General features: G+C 69.0%; 22 protein-coding genes. 5 read left to right on the top strand and 17 right to left on the bottom strand.

Features of this window, described 5'->3' with window-relative positions:
• Positions 1-3: 3 nt before the first annotated feature.
• From LYSCAS_RS06180 to glyQ, 3 genes are read right to left on the bottom strand one after another with little or no spacing between them, the layout of a single operon-like run.
• The gene (locus tag LYSCAS_RS06180) at positions 4-1,791 is read right to left on the bottom strand and encodes an autotransporter assembly complex protein TamA (RefSeq protein WP_213436758.1); all 1,788 of its coding nucleotides are present in this window, start codon (positions 1,789-1,791) and stop codon (positions 4-6) included.
• 56 nt (positions 1,792-1,847) lie between these two features.
• A complete protein-coding gene (gene glyS / locus LYSCAS_RS06175; RefSeq protein WP_213436756.1) occupies positions 1,848-3,944 on the bottom strand; it encodes a glycine--tRNA ligase subunit beta in 2,097 nt (698 codons plus the stop codon).
• Positions 3,941-4,849 (bottom strand): glycine--tRNA ligase subunit alpha, encoded by a 909-nt coding sequence (gene glyQ, locus LYSCAS_RS06170; protein ID WP_213436754.1) that lies wholly within the window; start codon positions 4,847-4,849, stop codon positions 3,941-3,943. Before glyQ ends, glyS begins: the two co-directional genes overlap by 4 nt.
• A gap of 140 nt (positions 4,850-4,989) precedes the next feature.
• Between glyQ and LYSCAS_RS06165 the strand changes: the two genes are divergently transcribed.
• Both LYSCAS_RS06165 and LYSCAS_RS06160 read left to right on the top strand, forming a co-directional pair.
• The gene (locus LYSCAS_RS06165) at positions 4,990-5,682 is read left to right on the top strand and encodes a glutamine amidotransferase (RefSeq protein WP_213437635.1); all 693 of its coding nucleotides are present in this window, start codon (positions 4,990-4,992) and stop codon (positions 5,680-5,682) included.
• A 52-nt stretch (positions 5,683-5,734) separates the two neighbouring features.
• Entirely contained in the window at positions 5,735-6,637 is a 903-nt protein-coding gene (locus LYSCAS_RS06160) for a BPSS1780 family membrane protein (RefSeq protein ID WP_213436753.1), read from the top strand.
• A 7-nt stretch (positions 6,638-6,644) separates the two neighbouring features.
• Here LYSCAS_RS06160 and tatC read toward each other — a convergent pair whose 3' ends face one another.
• From tatC to LYSCAS_RS06140, 4 genes are all read right to left on the bottom strand, one after another.
• Positions 6,645-7,406 carry a twin-arginine translocase subunit TatC gene (gene tatC / locus LYSCAS_RS06155; protein WP_407075164.1) on the bottom strand — a complete coding sequence of 254 codons (762 nt, stop codon included), beginning with the start codon at positions 7,404-7,406 and terminating at the stop codon, positions 6,645-6,647.
• The gene (tatB, locus tag LYSCAS_RS16140) at positions 7,387-7,902 is read right to left on the bottom strand and encodes a Sec-independent protein translocase protein TatB (RefSeq protein ID WP_213436743.1); all 516 of its coding nucleotides are present in this window, start codon (positions 7,900-7,902) and stop codon (positions 7,387-7,389) included. The genes tatC and tatB overlap by 20 nt, the downstream gene beginning before the upstream one ends.
• Before the next feature lie 39 nt (positions 7,903-7,941).
• Positions 7,942-8,196, bottom strand: a complete 255-nt coding sequence (gene tatA / locus LYSCAS_RS06145) for a Sec-independent protein translocase subunit TatA (RefSeq protein WP_213436741.1) — start codon at positions 8,194-8,196, stop codon at positions 7,942-7,944.
• 82 nt (positions 8,197-8,278) lie between these two features.
• Complete coding sequence (locus LYSCAS_RS06140; RefSeq protein ID WP_213436739.1) at positions 8,279-9,172, bottom strand: lipid-binding SYLF domain-containing protein; 894 nt, start codon at positions 9,170-9,172, stop codon at positions 8,279-8,281.
• 142 nt (positions 9,173-9,314) lie between these two features.
• Between LYSCAS_RS06140 and hemH the strand changes: the two genes are divergently transcribed.
• Entirely contained in the window at positions 9,315-10,298 is a 984-nt protein-coding gene (gene hemH, locus LYSCAS_RS06135; protein ID WP_213436737.1) for a ferrochelatase, read from the top strand.
• Entirely contained in the window at positions 10,295-11,149 is an 855-nt protein-coding gene (locus LYSCAS_RS06130; RefSeq protein WP_213436735.1) for an alpha/beta fold hydrolase, read from the top strand. The genes hemH and LYSCAS_RS06130 overlap by 4 nt, the downstream gene beginning before the upstream one ends.
• Here LYSCAS_RS06130 and LYSCAS_RS06125 read toward each other — a convergent pair.
• The 5 genes from LYSCAS_RS06125 to LYSCAS_RS15980 form a co-directional block, all read right to left on the bottom strand.
• A complete protein-coding gene (locus LYSCAS_RS06125) occupies positions 11,133-11,639 on the bottom strand; it encodes a hypothetical protein (RefSeq protein ID WP_213436733.1) in 507 nt (168 codons plus the stop codon). The genes LYSCAS_RS06130 and LYSCAS_RS06125 overlap by 17 nt on opposite strands.
• A 49-nt stretch (positions 11,640-11,688) precedes the next feature.
• Entirely contained in the window at positions 11,689-12,477 is a 789-nt protein-coding gene (locus tag LYSCAS_RS06120) for a YgjP family zinc-dependent metalloprotease (protein WP_213436731.1), read from the bottom strand.
• A 67-nt stretch (positions 12,478-12,544) separates the two neighbouring features.
• Positions 12,545-13,450 carry a recombination-associated protein RdgC gene (locus LYSCAS_RS06115; protein ID WP_213436729.1) on the bottom strand — a complete coding sequence of 302 codons (906 nt, stop codon included), beginning with the start codon at positions 13,448-13,450 and terminating at the stop codon, positions 12,545-12,547.
• Positions 13,451-13,512: 62 nt separating this feature from the next.
• On the bottom strand, positions 13,513-14,409 hold the full coding sequence (gene ttcA / locus LYSCAS_RS06110) for a tRNA 2-thiocytidine(32) synthetase TtcA (protein ID WP_213436727.1): 897 nt from the start codon (positions 14,407-14,409) through the stop codon (positions 13,513-13,515).
• 57 nt (positions 14,410-14,466) lie between these two features.
• Complete coding sequence (locus tag LYSCAS_RS15980) at positions 14,467-15,171, bottom strand: NYN domain-containing protein (RefSeq protein WP_244858688.1); 705 nt, start codon at positions 15,169-15,171, stop codon at positions 14,467-14,469.
• A 235-nt stretch (positions 15,172-15,406) separates the two neighbouring features.
• On the opposite strand from LYSCAS_RS15980, the gene LYSCAS_RS06100 reads away from it, so the two are divergent.
• Entirely contained in the window at positions 15,407-15,625 is a 219-nt protein-coding gene (locus LYSCAS_RS06100) for a YdcH family protein (RefSeq protein ID WP_407075163.1), read from the top strand.
• Here the strand turns inward: LYSCAS_RS06100 and plsB are convergent, their stop codons facing one another.
• The 5 genes from plsB to LYSCAS_RS06075 form a co-directional block, all read right to left on the bottom strand.
• A complete protein-coding gene (gene plsB, locus LYSCAS_RS06095) occupies positions 15,626-18,451 on the bottom strand; it encodes a glycerol-3-phosphate 1-O-acyltransferase PlsB (protein ID WP_213436725.1) in 2,826 nt (941 codons plus the stop codon). It abuts the gene before it with no gap.
• Positions 18,452-18,496: 45 nt separating this feature from the next.
• Positions 18,497-19,420: a hypothetical protein gene (locus LYSCAS_RS06090; protein WP_213436723.1), complete on the bottom strand. Its 924-nt coding sequence runs from the start codon at positions 19,418-19,420 to the stop codon at positions 18,497-18,499.
• Positions 19,421-19,477: 57 nt separating this feature from the next.
• On the bottom strand, positions 19,478-20,374 hold the full coding sequence (locus LYSCAS_RS06085; RefSeq protein WP_213436721.1) for a 5'-nucleotidase, lipoprotein e(P4) family: 897 nt from the start codon (positions 20,372-20,374) through the stop codon (positions 19,478-19,480).
• 65 nt (positions 20,375-20,439) lie between these two features.
• Positions 20,440-20,928: a GNAT family N-acetyltransferase gene (locus LYSCAS_RS06080; RefSeq protein WP_213436719.1), complete on the bottom strand. Its 489-nt coding sequence runs from the start codon at positions 20,926-20,928 to the stop codon at positions 20,440-20,442.
• Positions 20,925-22,904, bottom strand: coding sequence for a UvrD-helicase domain-containing protein (locus LYSCAS_RS06075; protein WP_213436717.1), 1,980 nt, complete (start codon positions 22,902-22,904; stop codon positions 20,925-20,927). The genes LYSCAS_RS06080 and LYSCAS_RS06075 overlap by 4 nt, the downstream gene beginning before the upstream one ends.
• Positions 22,905-22,994: the final 90 nt, after the last annotated feature.

Raw genomic sequence — 22,994 nt, 5'->3', positions numbered from 1 at the left:
CCCTCACAGGTCCGCCCCGATGTTGAAGTGCAGCGTGAAGCCCGCATCGGGTCCGTTCAATCCGCGCGCGACGTCCACGCGCACCGGGCCCACCGGCGAGCGCCAGCGCACGCCGATGCCGACGCCGGTGTGGAAGTCCGGCTTCTCGCTGTCGAACGCATCACCGGTATCGACGAACACCGCGCCGCCCCATTCCTTCGTGAAGTAGCGTTCGTATTCGATGCTGCCGGTGATGACGTTCTTCGCGCCGGTGGCCAGGTCGCCGTTGCGCGGGCCGATCTCGCGCCAGCCGTAGCCGCGCACGCTGCGATCGCCGCCGGCGAAGAAGCGCAGGCTCAACGGCATCTCGACGAGCGCGTTGGTGAAGGTGTGCCCGAGTTCGCCGCGCACGAGCAGGCGATCGGTGGGCCCCAGGCCATGGAACCAGCGCGCCGTCGTGTGGATCTGCACGAACGTCGCGTCCGACGCGACGCCTTCCACCGCGCCGCGCAGCAGCACCGTGCCGCCGAGCGCGCGGCGCGGATACAGGCGATCGTCGGCGTCGATGTATTCCGCGCTCACCGACGGGAACAGCATCGATGCGTACTTGTAGTCCTCGATCGGCGCCAGCGGGTCCGAAGACAGGAATCGCCAGCGCTCGCGCAGCACGTGCAACGCGACGACCGCGGTCAGGTACTTGTTGACCTCGCCGCTGCGGCTGCCCACGAGTTCGAGGCGGCGCGTGTCCGAGTCGTCGGTCTGTTCGTCCGCCGCCTGCAGGCTGGCGGTGTACCAACCGTCGAGCCACAGGAACGCGGGCACGCGGTACTGCACCGTCGCGGTCTTGCGGCGCGTCGCGTAGTCGATCTGCGCGAGCAGCTTGTGGCCGCGATCGTTGACGTAACGGCGCTCCAGGCCCAGGCGCACGCCGCCGCCGCTGTCGGTGCCGTAGCTCACGCCGGCGGTGTAGATGTCGCGCTTGGCCGGCGTGAGGTGCACGTCCACCGGCACCTGGCCGTCCACGGCATCTTCGGGCCGCGGCTGGATCTCGATGCGCGAGAAGTAATCCAGCGACGTGAGCGACTTGCGCAGGCGATCCAGTCGGCCCTGGTGGTAGTACTCGCCGGGTTTCCAGTACACGAGTTTCTGCAGCAGGCTGTCGCGCACCACGCGCTTCGGTTTCTGGTCGAAGCCGATCACGCCCATGTCGTAGCGGCGGCCGCTGGTCCAGCGCAGCGAGATGTCGGCCGCGTGGTCGGCGCGCGTGACCTCCACCTTGCGCGTGGCGAAGTCCGCGTCGAAGTACCCGCGTTCGGCCAGGCGCCGCGTGATGCGCGCCTTGGAGTCCTCGTACACGACGTGTTCGAACACATCGCCGTGCTTCGGCTTGAACGCTGCGATCTCTGCGCTGAGGTAATGGTCGCTGGCGCCGTCGCCCGAGATGCCCACGTCGCTGTTGCGCACGCGCACCGGCGTGCCGGGCTGCACGGTGATCGTGACGGTGACCGGCGCATCGTCCGCGCCGCGCGTGCGCTGCACGTCGATGACCGGCGAGTAGTAACCGAAGGGTTCGAGGGCTTCGCGCGTTTCGGCTTCTGCCTCGCGCACGAGATAGGCGAGGCGGCGGCCCGAGACGTCCTTGCCGATGGCATCCACCAGCGACAGCGAGCCGCGCACGTTCTCGGTCATCGCCGGATCCAGGCCTTTCACCTGCACCTGCGCGACCTTGGCCGCCCACGCGGGCAGCACCACGCTCGCGAGGAGCGCGGCGAGGCAAAGGCGTGCGAAAACCGGGCGGGGGACCGGGGGCATTGGCGGCAGGATACCCGGTGGGCTTGTCCTTGCCGCGATCACACGCCCCCGGGGGCTTACGTCGAGAGGTGCTCGATCGCCGCCACGCTGCCCAGGCGATCCGACAGGCGCTGCAGCAACGCCAGCCGGTTGTTGCGCACGGCCACGTCGTCGACGTTCACCATCACGCCGTCGAAGAACGCATCCACCTGCGGACGCAGGCGCGCCAGGCGGCCGAGCACCGAGACGTAATCGCGCGACTGGAGCGACGCGTCGGTGTCGGTGATCGCCGCATCGACGGCCTGGCCGAGATCGCGCTCGGCCGCTTCGGAATACAGCGCCGCATCCACGCGCGAGGGCACGTCGCCTTCCACCTTGCGCAGGATGTTGCGGATGCGCTTGTTGGCGGCGGCGAGCGCGCCGGCTTCCGGCAAGGTCGCGAATTCCGCGATCGCGCGCAGGCGGCGGTCGAAGTCGAGCAGCGACACCGGCCGCAGCGCGGCGACCGCTTCGAACTGCTGCGGCGGCACGCCCTGGTCGGCGTAGTACGCGCGCAGGCGGTCGACGATGAACTCCATCAGCTCGTTGACGTCGGCCGTCGTGGTCGCGCCCTTTTCGCCGGGCACGGCGCCGACGCCATCGCGCGCGCGTTCGAGCAGGCGCACGAGGTCCAGGTCCAGCCCCCCTTCGATCAACGTGCGCGCCAGGCCCAGCGCATTGCGCCGCAGCGCGAACGCATCCTTGTTGCCGGTGGGCTTGAGCCCCGCGGCGAAACCGCCGGCCAGCGTGTCCAGTCGCTCGGCGATCGCGAGCACGCGGCCCAGCATCGACGGCGCCACCGCATCGCCCGCGAAGCGCGGCATGTAGGCCTCGTCGATCGCATTGGCGACAGCGACCGGTTCGCCTTCCACCGCGGCGTAATAACGGCCGGCGATGCCCTGCAATTCCGGGAATTCATTCACGAGGCGCGACTGCAGGTCGGCCTTCGACAGTTCGGCGGCGCGGCGCGCCTGCGTAGCATCGGCGCCCGCATCGCGCGCGATGCCTTCGGCCAGCGCCGCGACGCGCGCGACCTTGTCCGCGACCGAACCGAGCCTGGCCTGGTACGTCACCGTGCGCAGGCCGTCGTGCATCGACGCCAGGCCCTGCTTCATGTCTTCGGCGAAGAAGAACTTGGCATCGGCGAAGCGCGGGCGGATCACGCGTTCGTAGCCCTTGCGGACCTGCGCGACGTCCTTCGACACGATGTTGGCGATGCCGATGAAGTGCGGCGTGAGCTTGCCGTCGCCGTCGAGCACCGGGAAGAACTTCTGGTTGGCTTCCATCGTCGCGACCAACGCTTCCTGCGGCACGGCGAGGAATTCCGCTTCGAAGTCGCACAGCACCGCGCTGGGCCATTCCACCAGGCAATTGACCTGCGCCAGGTTGGTGTCGTCGATGCGCGCGGTTCCGCCCGCCTGCGCGGCGGCGTGTTCGACTTCGCGCACGATCTGCGAACGGCGCTCGTCCGGATCCACCAGCACCTTCGCACCGCGCAGCGCATCCACGTAATCGCCGGGCGCGCCGATCCACACGGGCTTGTCGTGCAGGAAGCGATGGCCGCGGGAATTGCGCCCGGCATTCACGCCGAGGACTTCGCCTTCGATGACGTCCGCACCCAGCAGCAGCACCAGCCAGTGCACCGGCCGCGCGAACGCATGCGTGTGCGCGCCCCAGCGCATCGGCTTGGGGATCGGCATCGCGGCAATGGCTTCGCGCACGACTTCCGGCAGCAGCGTGGCGGTCTGCGCGCCCGGCTTCACCGCGCGATGGACGAAACGCTCGCCCTTCGCGTCGCTGGTGCGTTCCAGCGCGGTCCATTCCACGCCGGCCTTCTGCGCGAAACCTTGCAGCGCGCGCGTGGGCTGGCCGTCGGCATCGAGCGCGACGTTGAGGTACGGGCCCAGCACTTCGCTGCGCTGTTCGTCCTGGCCCACGGCCACGCCCGGCAACAGCACGGCGAGGCGGCGCGGCGAATACAGCGGCTTGGCGTCGCCGCGATCGAATGCGATGCCACGCTTCGACAACCCGTCGATGACGTTGTCGAACAAGGCCTGCGCCAGGCCCGGCAACGCGTTGACGGGCAGTTCTTCGGTGCCCAGCTCGATCAGCAGCGGAAGGTGCACGGCGCTCATCGCACGGCCTCCGCGGTCTTCAGGCCCGGGAAGCCGAGCTTCTCGCGCTGCGCGTAATACGCCTCGGCCACCGACTGCGACAGCTTGCGCACGCGCAGGATGTAGCGCTGGCGTTCGGTCACGGAGATCGCGCGGCGCGCATCGAGCAGGTTGAAGCTGTGCGAGGCCTTGCAGACCTGGTCGTAGGCCGGCAGCGGCAGGCCGAGTTCGACGAGCTTCATCGCCTCGGCTTCGCAGGCGTCGAAGCGATGGAACAGTTCCGCCACGTCCGCGTGCTCGAAGTTGTAGGCCGACTGCTCGACTTCGTTCTGGTGGTACACGTCGCGGTAGTACACCGGGCCCTGCGGGCCGACGGTCCACACCAGGTCGAACACGTTGTCGACGTTCTGCAGGTACATCGCCAGGCGCTCGAGGCCGTAGGTGATCTCGCCGAGCACCGGGCGGCATTCCAGGCCGCCGGCCTGCTGGAAGTAGGTGAACTGCGTGACTTCCATGCCGTTGAGCCAGACCTCCCAGCCCAGGCCCCATGCGCCGAGGGTGGGGGATTCCCAGTTGTCCTCGACGAAGCGCAGGTCGTGCACCAGCGGGTCAAGGCCCAGCGCCACCAGCGAGCCGAGGTAGAGCTCCTGGATGTTGTCGGGATTGGGCTTCATCACCACCTGGTACTGGTAGTAACGCTGCAGGCGGTTGGGGTTCTCGCCGTAGCGCCCGTCCGCGGGACGGCGGCAGGGCTGCACGTAGGCGGCATTCCACGGCTCGGGGCCGAGCGCGCGCAGGAACGTGGCCGGATGGAAGGTGCCGGCGCCGACTTCGAGGTCGAGCGGCTGGATCAGCACGCAGCCTTGTTCCGCCCAATACGCATTGAGGCGTTGGATCAGGGCCTGGAAAGTGATGGTTCCGGACATTGCGTCGGCTTTCGGGCGCGGAAAAGCGGGCTAGTATAGGTGCCGTCGCCGCCACGCCACGCGCTTTTCCCCCGGCCTTGAACGCGCCGCACGCCAAACTTCCCTTCCTGATCCTCGAGACCGGCCAGCCGGTGGCGTCCATGCGCCGCCACGGCACGTTCCCGCACTGGATCCGCGTCGCCGCCGGCCTGGAGCGCGACGAGGCCATCGTGGCCAACGTCGAACGCGGCGATCCGCTGCCCCCGCGCGCGGGCTTCGCCGGCGTCATCGTCACGGGCTCCGGCGCGATGGTCACCGACCGCCACGCCTGGAGCGAGCGCAGCGCGCAGTGGTTGCGCGAAGCCGCGCACGAAGGCCTGCCGCTGTTCGGCATCTGCTACGGGCACCAGCTGATCGCGCACGCGCTCGGTGGCGAGGTCGGCTACAACCCGACCGGCCGCGAGATGGGCACGATCGGCCTGGAGCTGCATCCGCCCGCGGAGGCCGATCCGCTGTTCGCGGGCCTGCCGCTGCAATTCCCCGCGCAGGCCACGCACCTGCAAAGCGTGTTGCGCACGCCGGAAGGCGCCACGGTGCTCGCGCGTTCGCCGCAGGACGATTGCCACGCCTTCCGCTGGCGCGACCACGTGTGGGGTGTGCAGTTCCATCCCGAATTCAGCGGCACGCACATGCGCGGCTACGTGCAGGCGCGGCATGATGCGCTGGCGCGCGAAGGGCGTTGTTCGAAGCAGCTTTCGCGCAGCATCACCGCGGCGCCGCATGCACGGCGCGTGCTGCGCCGCTTCATCCGCCACGCGCGCCACCTGCAGTCGCGGCGCGCGCCGCACGCCTGATCACGGTCGTCCCCCCATCCACGTGGCGCCTGCGCCACGCACCGGAGTTGCCATGCAAGTTCGCCACGTTCCCGCCCGCCAGGGCCTGGCCTGGTTCCGCGATGCCATCAACCTGGGGTCGCGCAATCCGAAGGCGGTGTTCGGCGCGGCGTTGTTGCTGATCGGCGCGATGTACCTGTTCGTGGTGGTGCTCGGGCTGGCGGCGACGTTGTTCGGCCGCGGCCAGGGCGCGGCGGCGTCGGGCGCGCTCATGGGCGTGGCCGCGGTGATGACGCTCGCGCTGATGATGCTGATGCCCATCCTGCTCGGCGGCCTGATGCACGTGATCCGCGAAGTCGAGGCCGGCCGCCCCGCGCGCGCCACCGATCTGTTCGCCCCGTTCAAGTCAGGGCGCCTGCCGCAGCTGGCGACGCTGGGCGTGCTGCAGGTGGTGGTGGCGATCGTGTTCGGCCTGCTGCTGGTGTCGATCACGGGCACCGACTACGTGAAGGAATACATGGCCGCGATGCGCGACATCAGCACGCTGATGACGATGCCGGAACCGCGCCATCCGATCCTGCTGTTCGTCCTGCAGGTGGGCTACAACTACTTCACCTACGTGGCGATGCTGCTGGCGGTGCCGCTGGTGCTGTTCTCGCGCGTGTCGGTGATGGATGCGGTGCGGGGCGCGCTGCGCGCTTCGGTGAGCAACGTCGCGCCCAACCTGCTGGCCGCGGTGCTGTTCGTGCTCGGCACCGTCGTCGCGGTGGTCGTGGTGGTGCTGGTGGCGGTGTTGCTCGGCGCGCTGGGCGCGCTGGTGCATCCGATCGTGGGCGGCGTGCTGTCGTCGGCGGTGCTGCTCGCATTCGGCACGGCGCTGCTGGTCGTGCTGGCGGGCGGTTCGTACTTCGCGTGGCGCGATACGTTCGAAGGCGAGGGCATGCCGCCGCCGCCGTTCCGCGGCATCGAAGCCTGACGAACGCTTATTCCGCCGGTGGCTCCACGGCCGCCGGCTTCGGCGCGACGAAGCGCGACGCGATGATGCCGGCCTCGTACAGCGCCATCATCGGCAACGCCAGCATCAGCTGCGACACGACATCCGGCGGCGTGATGATCGCGGCCACCACGAAGATGGCGACCACGGCATAGCCGCGCCATTCGGACAGCTGCTTCGGCGACACCCAGCCGAGCAGCACCAGGATCACGAGCGCGACGGGCAATTCGAAGCTCGCACCGAACGCCAGGAAGATCACGAGCACGAAGTCCACGTACTTGCCGAGGTCGGGCGTCATCTGCACGACTTCGGGCGTGAACCGCGTCAGGAAGCCGAACACCGACGGCAGCACCAGGAAGTACGCGAACGCACACCCTGCGTAGAACAGCACGACGGCCGAGGCGAGCAGCGGCATCGCCAGGCGCTTCTCGCGCTGGTACAAGCCCGGCGCCACGAACGCCCACGCCTGGTACAGCAGCCACGGCGCGCTGACGAACAACGCCGCGAAGAACGCCACCTTGACGGGCACGAAGAACCCGCCCGCCACTTCGGTCGCGATGAAATGCCCGCCGGCCGGGAGCTTCTTGATCAACGGGGCCGCGAGTTGGTTGTAGAGCTTCTCCGCGAACGGCAACAACCCGAGCAACACGACCATCAGTCCCGCGACGGCACGCAGCAGGCGCGAGCGCAGTTCGATCAGGTGGTCGATCAGCCGGCTCGGCTGCGTGGTGTCAGCGTCCTGCATGGGCATCGTCGGCGGGGTGCGGCGGCGGGGCGTCGTCGTCGTCCAGGTCGTCGGGCGGCGGCGGTTCGTAGAGCGGTTCGCGCGAGGATTCCAGCGGATATTCGCCGTGGTCGTCGGGGAACAGCGAGGGCGTGTGCGGCTCGGCGCCTTCGGCTTCCGCCTGTTCGGCGGCCACGTGCGCGTGGTCCGGGCGCGGCGCGGCCGGCAGCGCGGCGGCCGCATCGTCGAAGCCCGATTCGATCTGCGTCTTGAACCCGGTGACGCCGCTACGGATCTGGTCTTCGGCGTGGCGCAGCGATTCGCGGGTTTCGCGGAGGCTGCGCTTCAATTCTTCGGAGGCCAGGTCGCGTTCGAATTCCGACTTCACCGAATTCCATTGCGAGCGCGCGCGGCGCACCCACAGGCCCACGAAGTGCGCGGCCTTGGGCAGGCGCTCGGGACCGAGCACCAGCAAGGCCACCACCGCGATGACCAGCAGTTCGCTGAAACCGATGTCGAACATCGACCGTCGCTCCCGGGAGGCGCGAGGGAGCCGGCGCGCTTAGCGCGGCGGCTCGTTGCGGTCGCGTTGTTCCTGCTCGCGGCGCTCGCGCTCGCGCTGGTCGATCTCGTCGCGCGTGTTGTTGGCGTCGGGCAGGCGCGCGGACGGCTTGCTGTCGCTGTCGTCCATGCCCTTCTTGAAGCCTTTCACCGCTTCGCCGAGATCCTTGCCGACGCTGCCGAGGCGCTTGGTGCCGAACACCAGCACCACGATGACCAGCACGATCAGCCAATGCCAGATGCTGAAACCACCCATGTGCGCATGTCCGGTCTTGAGGGGAGCGAAAGGATAGCGCAGCGGATGTGAGAGCCGCCGTAAGTGAATGCGGGTGGCGGCCTCAGGGCGTGGGCGGCAACGACTCCGTGCGCGCGGGCGCCTCGTCGCCGGGCAGCACCGGTTGCGCGGCGGTGGTGCTGCCGGTGCCGTCGGTGGCGACCGGTGCAGGCGTTGCCGGCACGGCCGCGGCGGACGCCGTCACCGTGGTCGAGGTCTGCGCCGTGGCGACCGGCGTGCCGGTGCCGCGGTTGGTGCGCGCGATGAGGCTGGCTTCCTCGAGGCGGTCGCGGAACGCGACGACGGCCTCCGACGGACGGACCGGTGCGCGCCCTTCGAAGATCATGCGGGGCGTCGTGCCTTCGCCGTACACGGCCTGGTTGGCCGCGTCGTCGATGGAGAGCACCGCGCCGTCGAGGGCGACGCCCGCGAACAGGCCGCGCGCGCGCGACCACGACCAGATCTCCGCCTTGAATTCGCCATCCGTCGCCGTGGACGCATTGCGCCCCAGCGGGCCGGCCGCGACGCCCGCATCGGCGCCGAGGGTGAACTTGCCGTTGACGATGGAGTCCAGGCCGCGGTCGCTGCGGAACACCAGCACCACGTCGGCCGACTGCACGCCGGCCTGGAAGCCGATGCTGCCCCCGGTGAGGCTGACGAACGCCGGGTTGGACCAGGTGCCGTCGGGATTCTTCACCGACATCATCCCGTGGCCGCGGCGCCCGCCGATGACCAGGCCGGCCTTGATGGTGTCCGGCACGATGACGACCGCGCGGGCCTCGTCGAGCAGCTTGTCGGGGATCGCGTTCTCGGGGATGGCCTGGATGTCGGTGAGCACGCGCACCGCGTTGCGGGCGCGTTCGTCTTCGTGCGTGCCCGCGAAGGCGGTGGACACGCTGGCGGCGAGGAGGACGGAGGACAGGGCGATGGACAACACGCGGCGCGACGGACGGGACATGGCGGAACTCCGATCGGGGGGGCGGGCAACGCAACGACAGCAAAGGCAACGCAAAAGGCAACTTGGACGCAGGCTAGGCGCGATGCGATGAATCGCGCACCAACCGGAGCCGGTTTTCTTCCTGCGTGACATCCTATGCCCCATGAGCGCAGCAGGCATCCCTTCTTCCGACACCGTGGCCGCTGATACGGCCATCGTCCTCGTCAACCTGGGCACGCCCGACGCGCCCACGCCGGGTGCGGTGCGCCGCTATCTGGCCGAATTCCTGATGGACCGGCGCGTCGTCGCGCTGCCGCGCTGGTTGTGGGCGCCGCTGCTGTTCTGCGTGATCCTGCCGCTGCGCAGCACGCGCGTGGCGAAGAAGTACGCGGCGGTGTGGATGGACGGGGGTTCGCCGCTCGCGGTGCACACGCGCCGCCTCGCCGCCGCCGTGCAGCAGCGGATGCCGCAGGTACGCGTGGTGCATGCGATGCGCTACGGGCAGCCGTCCGTGCAGCAGGTGCTGGAGGAATTGCGTCGCGGCGGAGCGGGCCGCGTCGTCGTGCTGCCGCTGTATCCGCAGTACTCCACGACCACGACGGCCTCGGTCGACGATGTGGTGCGCCGCGTTCCCGGCCTTGCGCCGCGCGTGATCGAGGACTACCACCGCGATCCGGGCTGGGTGCGCGCCGTCGCCGATTCGATCCGCGCCCACTGGGCGGCGCAGGGCCGCGGCGACAAGCTCGTCTTCTCCTTCCACGGCCTGCCGCAACGCCTGGTGGACCAAGGCGACCCCTACGCCGCGCAATGCGAGGCGAGCGTGGCGGCGATCGCGGCGGAGCTGGGCCTGCGCGCGGAAGACTTCCTGCTCACGTACCAGTCGCGCTTCGGCAAGGAGCGGTGGCTGGAACCTGCGACCGCGCTCACCCTGCCCGTCCTCGCGCGCGATGGCGTGCGCACGATCGACATCGTGTGCCCCGGCTTCGCGGTGGATTGCCTGGAGACGCTGGAAGAAATCGCGATCGAGAACGCGAAGATCTTCCGCGATGCGGGGGGCGAAGCGCTGCGCTACATCCCGTGCCTGAACGACGCGCCGGCGCATGCGGACGCACTCGCGGCCATCGCGAGGCGGGCGATGACTTCGTGAGCACCGACTTGCACGAGATCACCCTCGACACGCCCTTCGGCCCGCTCACCGGCTTGCGCGGTGGCACGGGCGTGCCCGTCCTCGCCTTGCATGGCTGGCTCGACAACGCCGCGACCTGGGTGCCGCTGTCCGCACACCTGCAGGGCATCGATCTCGTCGCCCTCGATCTGCCGGGCCACGGCCGCAGCGCGCACCTCGCCCCCGGCGCCGAGTATTCGCTCGCCGGCACCGTGCACACCGTGCTCGATGCGGCCGATGCGCTCGGTTGGGAACGCTTCGCCGTGCTGGGCCATTCGATGGGCGCGGCGATCGGCAGCATCCTCAGCGCCGCAGCGCCCGATCGCGTTGCGCGCTTCCTCGCCATCGAAGCCCTCGGTGCGCTGGCCGATCGCGAAGACCGCACCGCCGCGCGCTTGCGCGAAGCCGTGACCGCGCGGCGCGCGCTCGCCGGCAAGTCGCTGCGCGTGTTCCCCGACCTCGACACCGCGATCCGCGCCCGCATGCAGGCCAACGGATTGAGCGAACCCGTCGCGCGCCTGCTGGTGGAACGCGGCATGCGCGCGGTGCCCGGCGGTTTCGTGTGGAGCAGCGATCCGCGCCTGACGATCACCACCGCCGTGCGCATGACCGAAGGCCAGGTGCAGGACCTGCTGGCCCACATCGATTGCCCCACGCGCGTGCTCTATGCCGATCCCGCCCCGTCATATTTCCCCGAAGCCCTGCGCCGCGAGCGCGCCGCGCGGCTGCCGCACGGGCAGGTGCAGGTGATCGCGGGCGGCCACCACTTGCACATGGAAGATCCCGCCACCATCGCCGCAGCGATCGGTGATTTCCTCACTGCCTGGTCGTGACCTGCACGCCGATCCGCACGCCGCCCTTGCCGGGGTTCTCGGAGATCGACAACGTGGCGTCGCGATTCGCCTTCTCGTAGACGACGACCTGCGACTGCGGCGTCTGCTGCATCGCAACGCGTTGCGTCCAGCCTTCGCTCTTCATCTTCGTCACCGCGGCGGCGAACGTGTCGGTCACGGTGCCCGGCGCTTCGACGTCGACCACCATCGCGCCCGGCATCTCCATCGCGCTGCCCACCTTGTAGCCGGCCGGCAGGTACACGTCCTTCGGGAAATTCGCGGGCAACGTCGCCTGGTCGCCCGAGGTGACCTTCATGTCGCCCTTGTCGGTCTTGAACGTGACCGCGCCCTTGTCGGCGTCGACCTCGGCCTTCTGGCCGGTGCCTGCTTCGATGGCCGCCTCGGCCATTTTCTCGCCGGGCGACTTGCCGCACGCGGCAAGCACGATTGCGACGCACACGGCGCCGGAGATGTGGATGAAGGTGCGCATGGGGCGAGTCCTCGAGTGAAGCACTCGGCAGGAAACGTGCGGAGCGGTTTCAACCGGACAGCAGCGTGCGCAGCGTCGCCTTGACGCGTCGTCCTTCGGCGTGGAAATAGTCGCGCTCGTCGCGCCACGACGGGAACCGCAGTTCCACTTCGCGCCAGAACGCACGCGAATGGTCCGCACGCAGCAAATGGCACAGTTCGTGGACCAGCACGTATTCGAACGCCGACGGGCGCGCGAGCACCAGCGCCAGGTCGAGCGCCACCACGTCATTGGGCGCCAGCGAACCCCACTGCGACGACATCACCTTGAACGCGACACGGCGCGGCGGGCGCGGCAGCGACGGCAGGTATTTCGGCAGCCAGCGGCCCACGTCGGCACGCGCCTGGCCCTCGTAGAAATCGCGCAGCGCGCGGCGCAACGCGGCATCGCCGGCGCGCGCGGGCGCACGGACGATGATTTCGCCGGCCAGCGCGTCGAAATCCACGCACGTGAAACGCCCTTCGGACCAGCGCAACGGGACCTGCGCCCCGCGCAGCGGCAACGTGGTCGTGATGTCGCGCTGCAGCGTCGGCAACCCGTCCAGCGTGTAGCGCGCCAGTTGGTCGGCGAGCCAGTCGCGGTGTTCGGCGAGGAAGCGTTCGCCCGACACCAGGCTTGCGCGCGTGGGCAGCGTCAGCCGCGCGCCGCGCTCATCGACGGAGAGGCGCAGCCGACGCGCGCGGGGATTGCGCACGCGCTGGATTTCCACGCGGCGACCGTCGCCGAGCTCGAGCGACGTGACGTCGCGTTCGAGGATGGGCGCGCGCGGCGCCAGCAGGCGACGGAGCAGTTTCGACATTCGTCGTGCGAGGGGCGTTCGGGCGAAGGGCGCGCTGATTGTAGGCGCGTGGTGCGCCCGCGTGCGGTCAGTCGTCGGCGCGCGAAATCTTCAACGCCGGCTCCAGCACGCTGAACAGCCGCTTGGCTTCCGCCGCCATCAGCGCGAAGCGCGCGTCCAGTTCGGCGCGCACGTCGTCGCGTTCGGTGGATTCCAGCGCATCCACCGCACCATCGAGCAGCTTGAACTTGCGCACGATCAGGTCCTCGCCGAGGACGAACGACACGTGGTCGTCCAGCGTCAGCGCGAGCTTGGTGACCTGCTTGCCGGCTTCCAGGTGCTTGGCGATCTCGTCGGACTGCAGTTCCTGGCGCTGGCACTTCACGACGGCGCCCTTGTCGGCGGCGTCCTTGAGCTCGCATTCGTCGCCGATCGTCAGGCCTTCGGGCAGCGGTTCGCCGGCGATCCAGCCCGTGAGGATGCTGCGCGGCGCGACTTCGGCGTTGATCGGCAGCGCGGGGAAGGAGCCCAGCGCATGGCGGATCTCGCTGACGACGTTCTCCGCGGACTTGCGCGAGGACGAATCGACGATGCACAGGCCGTGGCCCAGGTCGAGCAAGGCATCGGTGCGGCCCGGGCGCACGAACGCGCGCGGCAGCAGCTCGTGCACCAGGTCTTCCTTCAGCCGCTTGCGCGCGCGCCCGCCGGGCTTGCGGCCTTCCTTGCGCTCGATCTCTTCGAGCTTGCGCGCGAGCAGGTCGTTCACGATCGCGCCCGGCAGGAGCTTTTCTTCACTGCCCATGCTGAGCCAGATCGCGTCGCCGATGCGGTGCGACAGCGCTTCGCCGTCGCGGCCGAAGGGCGAGATGAAACCGCGCGAGGACAATTCCAGCGCGCCGACGGGCTTGAGCGCGCATTCGGCGAGGCGGGGTTCGAGTTCGTTGAGGTCGAGCGAGGTGGGGAAGCGGAACAGCGTCAGGTTGCGAAAGAACATCGAAATTCCAGTGAAAGTCCGTCATCCCCGCGAACGCGGGAATCCATGGGACGAGGTTTGGATCAATCGGCGGCGTCGTCGCCGTGCGGGTCGCCCGCCAGCCACGCGTGCGCGTCCGGCATCGGCGCATCGCTGCGCGCACCGAGCGACAGGAAATCGAACAACGTCGGATCGGTCAACTGCGAGGGTCGCACATCGCCGAGGGCGCGCGCGATGTTTTCGATGCGACCCGGCGATTCGCGCTCCCACGTGGCCATCATTTTCTGCACCTGCTTGCGCTGCAGGTTTTCCTGCGAGCCGCACAGCGTGCACGGGATGATGGGGAAATTGCGCGCCGCCGCGTAAGCGGTGATGTCGGCCTCGCGCACGTACGCGAGCGGACGGATCACAACGTGCTTGCCGTCGTCCGAGCGCAGCTTCGGCGGCATGCCGCCCAGCCTGGCGTGGAAGAACATGTTCAGGAAGAACGTGGCCACCAGATCGTCGCGATGGTGGCCCAGCGCGATCTTCGTGAACCCCTCGGCTTCGGCGTGCGCATACAGCGCGCCGCGACGCAGGCGCGAACACAGCGAGCACATCGTCTTGCCTTCCGGCACGACGCGCTTGACCACCGAATACGTGTCCTGTTCCAGGATCGTGTACGGCACGCCGACGGACGCGAGGTACTCCGGCAGCACGTGTTCCGGGAACCCGGGCTGTTTCTGGTCCAGGTTGACCGCAACCAGGTCGAACGCCACCGGCGCCTTCTCGCGCAGTTGCAGCAGCACGTCGAGCATCGTGTAGCTGTCCTTGCCGCCGGACAGGCACACCATCACCTTGTCGCCGTCCTCGATCATCCCGAAGTCGGCGATCGCGCGCCCCACCTGGTGGCGCAGGCGCTTGGCCAGGCGCTGGTGTTCGTGCCCGGCGCGACGCGCGCGCGGCTGGGGCTCGAGCAGGGGAAGGGGCACGGTGGACATGCGCAGGTTCGGCGACGACACGACGGGCGGCCGCGCATTCTACTCCGGCGATTCCGGCTACCAGTGGGCTGGTTTTCGTATGGGTTTGCGGCCGGTGTGGATGCGATCGGGCAGGCGGGAACGCGCGAGTTCTGCGTCGAGCAGGTAGTGCCTGGACCAATCCGCGTTCCCTGTCAGCGATCGGCTGATGCCCCGCTGCGTCGCGGACGCCTCCGGCGGACGCACCGGCGTGACGACGCCGAGGATGATCGCGGGGAAGTCGGACCTGATCGCGGCCAGGGTGGGCGCCGCGTCGCTGTCGTTCGTGCAGACCACCAATTGCCCATAAGCGCCGGAACACGCATCCCGATACATCGCCAGCGCGAGGTTCACGTCCGTCTGTTTCTCCTCCAGCTTCCAGACGCGCACGCGATCCTTTCGGTCATACGGCACGCCCTCGACGAACCGGGGCAGGAGCGTGCCCTTGCGATCGAAGGTGTGCGCGCCCCAGGTCACGTCGAACCGCGCTCCATAGCGTTGGCGCATGGCGCGGTGGTAGTCCTGCTGCGCGATGACCGACGCCGCGCCATGCGACGCAAGCCGCGCGATTGCGGGAGCGGAGAAGTACCGGACCTGCGTGATCAAGGACGCGGGATTCTGGTCATGGATCAAGCGGTCGAAGAGCCCGACGAGATCGAGCCATTTGAACGACGTGCCGCGAATCCGGCCGTAGTAGAGGTTGTGGCCGTCCACGTAGACGGCCGTCGGCAAATCCTTTGCCATGGTTGCGTTCCTTCGGAAATGAAAAAACCGCCCGCAGGCGGTTTTTTCGTCCCGGGCCGTGGAGCCAACCTAATGGCGCGGCAGGGAGGAGTGGTGGCGGAAATCCTAGTCCCGTCGCAGTCGCAGGTTCAAGTCGGAATTGCCTCGACGCTCGGCAAACGAATCGCCCGGATCAGCCCATATTCCAACCATTCGTCGCATGGCAGCGCAACAGTTCCCACGTTAAGCTCGCTGCGTGAACCAGCCCACGGACCCCAGCGAACTCGGGCGCATGGCCCAGCGCGTGATCGAGCTCAAGCTCGAGCACCGCGACCTGGACGCTGCGATCGAACGGCTGCAGGACGCGTCCGACATCGACGACCTCACGATCAAGCGACTGAAGAAACGGCGCCTGCAGCTCAAGGACGCGATCGCGAAGATCGAGTCCGCGATGATCCCCGACGAACCCGCCTGATCACGCCGCCGGCGGCGCGGGCGGTTCCGATGCAGTCGCGTCCGCCACCGGTTCCGCCGCGGCCGCGGGCTTCGCCGCTTCCGGGCTCACCTTCTCGATCGTGTGGCGCAATTCGCGGCCCAGGATCATCCGCGCATCCTTCGCCCACGCATCCAGGCGTTCGTCGAACAGCAACTTGCCGTTCGCATCCGGCCACACCAGGCGCAGTTCGCGCAGCTTCTGGATGAAGCCGCGGAACAACGTGCGGTCGAAGAATTCCGGCGCCGCCGGCGCATACAGCAGCGACAGGCGTTGCGCGGCGAGCTGGCACAGGCTTTCCAGTTCGCCCGACGACAACGTGCCGCCGCCGTTCTTCACCAGCACCGAGATCGCGATGTAATAGCGCTCGAAGGCCTGCTGCAGCGAATGCCCGATCGCGCGCAGGCGGAACACCTCGTCCGTCTGCCCCGCGCTGCGCGACAGGATGCCGCCGTCGTCCTCGCTCACTTGCTTGAGCAGGCCTTCGCGGATGAACACCTCGATCGTGCGATCGATGCGCTCGGCGAATTCGTCCGCATCCCACGGCAGGAACAACTCCGCCTGCAGGAACGGATGCACCGTGCGCCCCAGCCGCAGCACGTGCTGCCGCGCCAGGCGCCGGTTGTTGAGGAAGCACACCGCGATCCACGCCGACGCCGTGAACAGGTGCAGCACGTTGTTGCGGAAATAACTCAGCAGGCCGGCGGTGTCCTCGTCCACGCTGAGCACGTCGCCGAGCGGATGCGCGGTGCGCGACAGCATCGCGATCTCTTCGCCGTGCGCGATGATCTGCTCCGGCGTGTGCGGCGTGACCGTCACGCGGTCGGAGTACGGCACGTCGGCCAGCAGCGTCTTCGACAACGCGATCTGTGCCAGCAGGTCGACTTCGCCCATCGCGTGCTTCGGCGTGGACAGCAGCGCCATCGCGAGCAGGTTGACCGGATTGACGTCGGCGGCGCGGTTAATGTGTTCCTGGATCTTTACCGCCGTGGCATCCACCGTGGTCGACAGCCAGTCCGGGCGATCGTCTTCATGCAGCGGCGTGCCGTCCCACGCCGGCGCGTGTTCGGCCAGCATGTCCGACAGCTTGATGGGCTCGCCGAAATTCACCACGACCTGGCCGTAGTTGCTGCGCAGCACGGCGGGGATGCCCATGAGCAGTTGCCAGATGGATTCCTTCTGCTTCGGCTTGCCGATCAGCTCGTCGAGGTAGCTGTCGCCTTCGAGCAGTTTTTCGTAACCGATGTAGATCGGCTGGAACAGCACCGGGCGCGTGGGCTGGCGCACGAACGCGCGCACCGTCATCGCGACCATGCCGCCCTTCGGCGGCAACAGGCGGCCCGTGCGCGAGCGCCCGCCTTCGATGAAGTATTCGAGCGAATACCCGCCGGCCACCAGCTGCGACACGTATTCGGTGAACACCGCCGAGTACAGCGCGTTGCCGCGGAAGCTGCGTCGCAGGAAGAACGCGCCGCCGCGGCGCAGGATCGGCCCGATCACCGGCAGGTTGAGGTTGATGCCCGCGGCGATGTGCGGCGGCACGATGCCCTTGGTGTAGAGCAAATAACTCAGCAGCAGGTAGTCCATGTGGCTGCGATGGCAGGGCACGTAGACGACTTCGTGCCCCGGCGCGGCCTGCTTGAGCGTGTCGAGGTGGTGCACGAGGACGCCGCGATAGATGCGGTTCCACACCATGTTGAGCAGGAAGCTCGCCGAGCGCACGACCGGATGCGAATAGTCGGCGGCGATCTCGTAGATGTAGGCGTGCGCCTTCTTCCACGCTTCGGCCTTGCCCTTCTCCGGATCCTTGGCGTTCTCGCGGCGCGCCTGGTCGGCGATGGCTTCCTTCACCGAATCGGCGGAGAGCACCTGGTCGGCGAGCAATCGCCGCGTCGAGAGATCGGGCCCGATCACCGCCGCGCGCAGGCGGCGGAAATGCGCGCGCAGCACGCGCGACAACTTGCGCACGGTGCGTTCGGGATCCAGGCCTTCTTCGACCGTGGCGCGCAACGCGATCGGCGGCGCGAACTGCACCGTCGTGCCGCGCCCGTTGAGCAAGATTGCTAGCAGGCGGCGGAAGCGGCCGACGATCGTCCAGTTTTCCGAGAACAGCACCGAGAACCAGCCGCTGTGCTTGTCCGGCGCGCGGCCGACGAAGATCGACACGGGGACCAGCTGCACGTCGAGCGCCGGATCGTCGCGGTGGGCCTGCAGCAAGCGCGCCAGCGAGCCGGAGTGCGTCTTGTGTTCGGGGCCGGGCGTGAGGCCCAGCACCTTCAGCGCGTTCGAATTGCGGCGCGACAGCGCGACGTAGGCCCGCTTGCGACCGAGCGGGTCGCCCGGCATCGGCTGCAGCGGCGACGGCAGCCCGGCTTCGCGGCAGGCGCGCGCCAGGATCAGTGCGTTCGACAGGCCGTAGTCCTCGAGCACGTAGCAGACGGCGCGGCCGTCGGCGTGTTCGGCCGGGGCCTTGGGTTCCAGTTCCAGCTGGATCCACGGGTCGAGCACCTTGCCCATCAGGCGCGCCCACATCGGCGGGCGCGTCGCGACCGGGAGCGACGCGACGGCCGGGGCCGGTGCGGTCTCCGCCGCGGGCGCGGGCGCCGGCGGGGCGAGGGGCAGCTCGGGGGCGTCCGGCGCCGGTTCGCGTTCCGGTTCGATGGTCGGTTCGCGTTCCGCTGCGACCGGGGCATCGGCGGCCGCATCGACGTCGGCCGGCGGCGGCACGGACGGGTCGGCGGGCGGTGCGGGGGTCGCGGCCGCCTGCGGGGCGGGCGGGTCGTCGAAGAGGTTCGGCTGGTTCGGCATCGCCGCCATTATGGCGAAGGTGCCCCGCCGGGGGGCGTCACCCGCTCAGCGGGCCCGGGTGCGCCGGTCGGACGCCGGCATCGCGCGCGCGGCCGGGCGGTCGGGGCCTTCGAGCGAGGCTTCGGCGTTGCGCAGGTAATCCTCGAGGTACCAGCGCCCTTCGATCCGTTGCAGCGTCAGCACCGTGTCGACCGGTTGCTGGCCGAGCTGGTAGCGCACGCGGACGGTGGCGGTGTCGCCGGTCTGCGACACCAGGCGGGCATCGAGCGTCGCGAGCGTGGCATCGAGGTCGAGGCCGTAGGTGGCGAACACCTGCTTGGCGGTCGCGAGGAACGGACCGAGGCGCTCCAGCGATTCCTGCATGCCGAAGCCGGCGAAGTCTTCGTCGTTGTCGATGCCCGTGCGGCGCGCGGCCGTCGTCAGCAACGCGATCGCGCCGCGTGCGCGCTTGCGGTCGGCGAGCGGTGCGTTCGCTGCCCAGCGCGCCACGCCCTGCACGGCCTGCGAATAGTGATCGCGTTCGGCGACGCTGTAGTCGCCTTCCTTGCGGATGTACTGCACGCCGAACAGGCCGAGGGACGTGGCGGCCGAATGCAGTTCCTCGGCATTGTTCGCGAACTGCTTTTCGAACACCTGCTGCAATTCCACCGCCGCGTTCGGACGTGACAGCGCGGCGAGCATCGCGGGCAGGCGATCGTCGAGCGGCAGTTCGTCCAGCGGCCAGCGACTGCGCCCGGTGCGCCAGGCCGTTTCCAGTCGCGCATGCAGTGCGGGCGGGACCGCGACGGTGGCGTAACCCGCCGCGTCATTCGCCCGCAGGCGTTGCGCGAGCAGCAACACCGCCTGCGTGGGACGTTCGCCGCCGGGGGTGGGCGGCGGGGCGCGATCGCACGCGGCCAGCAGCACGAAGGCGAGCGCGAGCCCGGCGAGGCGGACGTTCCGGAAGACGGCGGGCGGCGTGCGCGGCATGGGGCGGATCATGCCCGAGCCGCGGCCCGGGCTGGAAACCGCCCGCAACGCCTTGATTCAACGAGCGTCGTCGAGCGCGGCTTCCTTCGCGGCGCGGCGTGCTTCCTCGGGCTGGCGCCAGTTGTTGTCGAACAGCGCCGGTTCCCAGGACCCGTACATCGGGTTGGGCAGCACCCACCAGCGCTCGCCGATCCAGTCGGCGTAGGGGGCGATCGCCGCCTTCCGTCCCTCGACCGTGTTGCCGAGGATCTGCACGAAGTCGCCGACCTGGTCGCCGAACTGCATCACCACGCGATGCGTGCGTCCGACCAGCTGGCGGCGGCACGACTTCTCCGACCCTTCCTGTTCGCAACCATCGACGACGGTGCCGAGGCCGAGGACCTGGTCGTCGCTGGCGACCGGGAAGCCCGCGCTGCGCAGGTTTGCGATCGTCGCTTCGGTGAGGCTCGCATCGCGATTGGTGATGTAGAAGACGGTGACGCCCTGCTTCGCCGCCGACTGCAGGAATTCCACCGCGCCCGGCAACGGCTTCGCCGCGCGCTGCGCCACCCACTCGCCCCACTTGGCTTCGTCGAAGCCGCGGCCTTCGCGGATCTGGCGCACGTTGTTCGGCGCGTTGTCGAGCACGGTCTCGTCGACGTCCACGATGATCGCGGGCTTCAGGCCCTTCACCGGCGTGTTGCGGTCTTCCTTCGGCAACGCGTCCCATGCCTTGTCGGCGAGCGCGGTGCGCAGCTGGCGGCCGGCGGCGCGATACACCTCGGTGTAGACGAGGTCGCGTTCGGCGGCGGTCTGGAACCACGCGGTCGCGTTGAGCGAATCATCGGCCGCGGGGCCGGCGGGCGCGGGCGAGGCGACGGGTGCATCGGGATTGGCAGGCGGCGCGACCGGCGCGGTGGTGGCGCAGGCGGCGAGCGTGGCGCTGAGCGCGACGGCGAGGAGGCAGGGACGCATCGGCGGGTCCGGTCGGGGCGAAGGCCGGCGAGTGTAGCCGAGCAAAAACGACGATTGCGTGTCGCTCAGGCGGTTGCGCACTGCAGCGACACGCGCTTGCCGCCCGGCAGCGCCTGGGTGCCGACTTCGACGAACCCGTGGCGCGCGTGGAATCGCCGCGAGGCTTCATTGGGCGGCTCCACATCGAACTCGCACGTCACGCGCGGCACGCCGGCGTCGCGCGCGAACGCGAACAGGTCCGCGTACAGCAACGCGCCGAAGCCGCGGCCCTGGCAGGCGCTCGAGACGACGACGCGATCCACGTAGAGGAAGGCGTCATAGTGCGCATCGAACCAGCGATAGTTGACGCTGTCGTAGTCCGCGCGTTCGCGGAAGGCCATGAGGAAGGCGACGACGGCGCCGGCGTCCTCGATCACGCGCAGGTACGCCGCGTGGGCGCGCAACCTTTCGAAGCGTGCCGCGCCCATCGGGCTCAGTACCGCTTCCGATTCGAGGTTCAACGCAACGATGGCAGCCGCATCGGCTTCCACCGCATCGCGCGCGCGCGCGCTCATGCGTCGAGCATCGCGCGGATGGCGGCGAAGCCCGCGCTCGCGCGCTCCTTCTTCTGCACCGCGTCGGCTTCCGGATCCGCACCGTCGCGCTGCACTTCGGCGGCGGGCAGTTCGTCGATGAAGCGGCTCGGCAGCAGGCGCTGCCGTTCGCCCCAGCGCTGCGCCTCGCGCGAATGCGAGAGCCACAGCTGTTCCTTCGCACGCGTGATGCCGACGTACATCAGGCGGCGCTCTTCATCCAGGCGCCCTTCCTCGATCGACGCTTCGTGCGGCAGGTTGCCGTCTTCCACGCCGACGATGAAGACGTAACGGAACTCCAGGCCCTTCGCCGCATGCAGCGACATCAGGCGCACCTGGTTGCCGGCGTCGCCCTTGTCGGCGTGCGACAGCAGTGCGAGCGCGGCCGCGAGTTCGCCCGGGCCGGACGTCTTCGGGCCGTCGAACCAGTCCGCGAGTTCGTCCAGGTTCTGCCGACGGCGCTGGAACGTCGCCTCGTCCTTGCACTGCGCGCGCACCATCGCGAGCAGGCCGGAGCGTTCGTTGAGCTTGCGCACGAGTTCGGCGGGCGGCAAACGCGCCGCGTCCTGGCGCAAGCCGCGCAGCAGGTCGGCAAATGCTTGCAGCGAATTGGCCGCGCGCGGTTGCAGCTGCTTCAACAACCCCACCGATTCCGCAGCGCGCGACAACGGCAGGTGCGCGTGCTGCGCGAGTTCGGCCAGCTTGGCGAGCGTGGTCGCGCCCACTTCGCGCTTGGGCGATTGCACCGAACGCAGGAAGGCCGCGTCGTCTTCCGGGTTGGCGATGCAGCGCAGCCACGCCATCGCATCCTTCACTTCGCCGCGGTCGAGGAACGCCGTGCCGCCCGTGAGGTGGTACGGCACGCGCAGCAACTGCATCGCCTTCTCGAGCGCGCGCGACTGGTGGTTGCCGCGGAACAGCACGCAGAAATCGCTCCATGGCGCGCCGCGCGACTGGTTGAGGAAGTGGATCTGGTCGGCGACCTTCTCCGCTTCGTGCGCCGAATCCTTGCACTCCCACACGCGGATGCGTTCGCCGTCGGCCTGGTCGCTCCACAGCGTCTTGGGATGTTCGTGCGGATTGTTGGCGATCAGCGCGTTGGCCGCGCGCAGCACGCGGTTGCTGCAGCGGTAGTTCTGTTCGAGCTTGACGATCTTCAGCGCGGGGTAGTCCGTGCCGAGCGAAAGCAGATTGTCCGGATTCGCACCGCGCCAGGCATAGATCGACTGGTCGTCGTCGCCCACGCAGGTGAAGTCGCCGCGCGGGCCCGCGATCGCCTTCAGCAAGCGGTACTGCGCGTCGTTGGTGTCCTGGCACTCGTCGACCAGCAGGTAGCCGATGCGTTCGCGCCAGGCCATCACGCACTCTTCGTCCGACTCCAGCAACTGCACGGGCAGGCGGATCAGGTCGTCGAAGTCCACCGCGTTGAAGGCGGTCAGCCGCGCCTGGTAGCGCGCGTACAGCGCGGCCGCCTCGCGTTCCCGCACGGACTGCGCGGCCTCGGCGGCCTGCTCGGGCGACAGGCCCAGGTTCTTCGCGCGGGAGATGAGGTTGCGCGCCGCGTCCACGACGTCCGGCTTGCTGCCCGGGGGCAGCAGGTCCTTGATCTGCGCGTTGCTGTCGTCCGAATCGAAGATCGAAAACCCGCGGCGCAGCCCGAGCTTGGCGTGCTCGATCTGCAGCAGGCGCAGGCCGAGCGCGTGGAAGGTGCAGATCGTGAGGCCTTCGGCCGCGTCGCCCTTGATGCGCTTGGCGACGCGCTCGCGCATTTCGCGCGCCGACTTGTTGGTGAAGGTGATCGCCGCGATGCGCCGCGCCGGCATGCGCCCGGAGGCGACCAGGTGCGCGATCTTCTCCACGATGACACGCGTCTTGCCGCTGCCCGCGCCGGCCAGCACCAGCAAGGGTCCCTCGACGTGCAGCACGGCCTGGCGTTGCGGAGGATTGAGGCCGTGCAAGGGAGGGTCCGGGTGGGGCGAAACGAGGACGGATTCTAATCGACTGCATTCAAATTTACGGCCGGCGCATTGCGCGGCCATAATCGCGTC

This window comes from Noviluteimonas caseinilytica, assembly GCF_018406605.1.
GTDB lineage: Bacteria > Pseudomonadota > Gammaproteobacteria > Xanthomonadales > Xanthomonadaceae > Noviluteimonas > Noviluteimonas caseinilytica.
Note: the sequence above shows the minus strand (reverse complement) of the source record. Positions and strands in the feature narration are given on the sequence as shown.

Coding starts and splice junctions, on each gene's coding strand:
- LYSCAS_RS06180 (WP_213436758.1), bottom strand. CDS start 1,791: ATGCCCCCGGTCCCCCGCCCGGTTTTCGCACGCCTTTGCCTCGCCGCG.
- glyS (WP_213436756.1), bottom strand. CDS start 3,944: ATGAGCGCCGTGCACCTTCCGCTGCTGATCGAGCTGGGCACCGAAGAA.
- glyQ (WP_213436754.1), bottom strand. CDS start 4,849: ATGTCCGGAACCATCACTTTCCAGGCCCTGATCCAACGCCTCAATGCG.
- LYSCAS_RS06165 (WP_213437635.1), top strand. CDS start 4,990: ATGCGCCGCCACGGCACGTTCCCGCACTGGATCCGCGTCGCCGCCGGC.
- LYSCAS_RS06160 (WP_213436753.1), top strand. CDS start 5,735: ATGCAAGTTCGCCACGTTCCCGCCCGCCAGGGCCTGGCCTGGTTCCGC.
- tatC (WP_407075164.1), bottom strand. CDS start 7,406: ATGCCCATGCAGGACGCTGACACCACGCAGCCGAGCCGGCTGATCGAC.
- tatB (WP_213436743.1), bottom strand. CDS start 7,902: ATGTTCGACATCGGTTTCAGCGAACTGCTGGTCATCGCGGTGGTGGCC.
- tatA (WP_213436741.1), bottom strand. CDS start 8,196: ATGGGTGGTTTCAGCATCTGGCATTGGCTGATCGTGCTGGTCATCGTG.
- LYSCAS_RS06140 (WP_213436739.1), bottom strand. CDS start 9,172: ATGTCCCGTCCGTCGCGCCGCGTGTTGTCCATCGCCCTGTCCTCCGTC.
- hemH (WP_213436737.1), top strand. CDS start 9,315: ATGAGCGCAGCAGGCATCCCTTCTTCCGACACCGTGGCCGCTGATACG.
- LYSCAS_RS06125 (WP_213436733.1), bottom strand. CDS start 11,639: ATGCGCACCTTCATCCACATCTCCGGCGCCGTGTGCGTCGCAATCGTG.
- LYSCAS_RS06120 (WP_213436731.1), bottom strand. CDS start 12,477: ATGTCGAAACTGCTCCGTCGCCTGCTGGCGCCGCGCGCGCCCATCCTC.
- LYSCAS_RS06115 (WP_213436729.1), bottom strand. CDS start 13,450: ATGTTCTTTCGCAACCTGACGCTGTTCCGCTTCCCCACCTCGCTCGAC.
- ttcA (WP_213436727.1), bottom strand. CDS start 14,409: ATGTCCACCGTGCCCCTTCCCCTGCTCGAGCCCCAGCCGCGCGCGCGT.
- LYSCAS_RS15980 (WP_244858688.1), bottom strand. CDS start 15,171: ATGGCAAAGGATTTGCCGACGGCCGTCTACGTGGACGGCCACAACCTC.
- plsB (WP_213436725.1), bottom strand. CDS start 18,451: ATGCCGAACCAGCCGAACCTCTTCGACGACCCGCCCGCCCCGCAGGCG.
- LYSCAS_RS06090 (WP_213436723.1), bottom strand. CDS start 19,420: ATGCCGCGCACGCCGCCCGCCGTCTTCCGGAACGTCCGCCTCGCCGGG.
- LYSCAS_RS06085 (WP_213436721.1), bottom strand. CDS start 20,374: ATGCGTCCCTGCCTCCTCGCCGTCGCGCTCAGCGCCACGCTCGCCGCC.
- LYSCAS_RS06080 (WP_213436719.1), bottom strand. CDS start 20,928: ATGAGCGCGCGCGCGCGCGATGCGGTGGAAGCCGATGCGGCTGCCATC.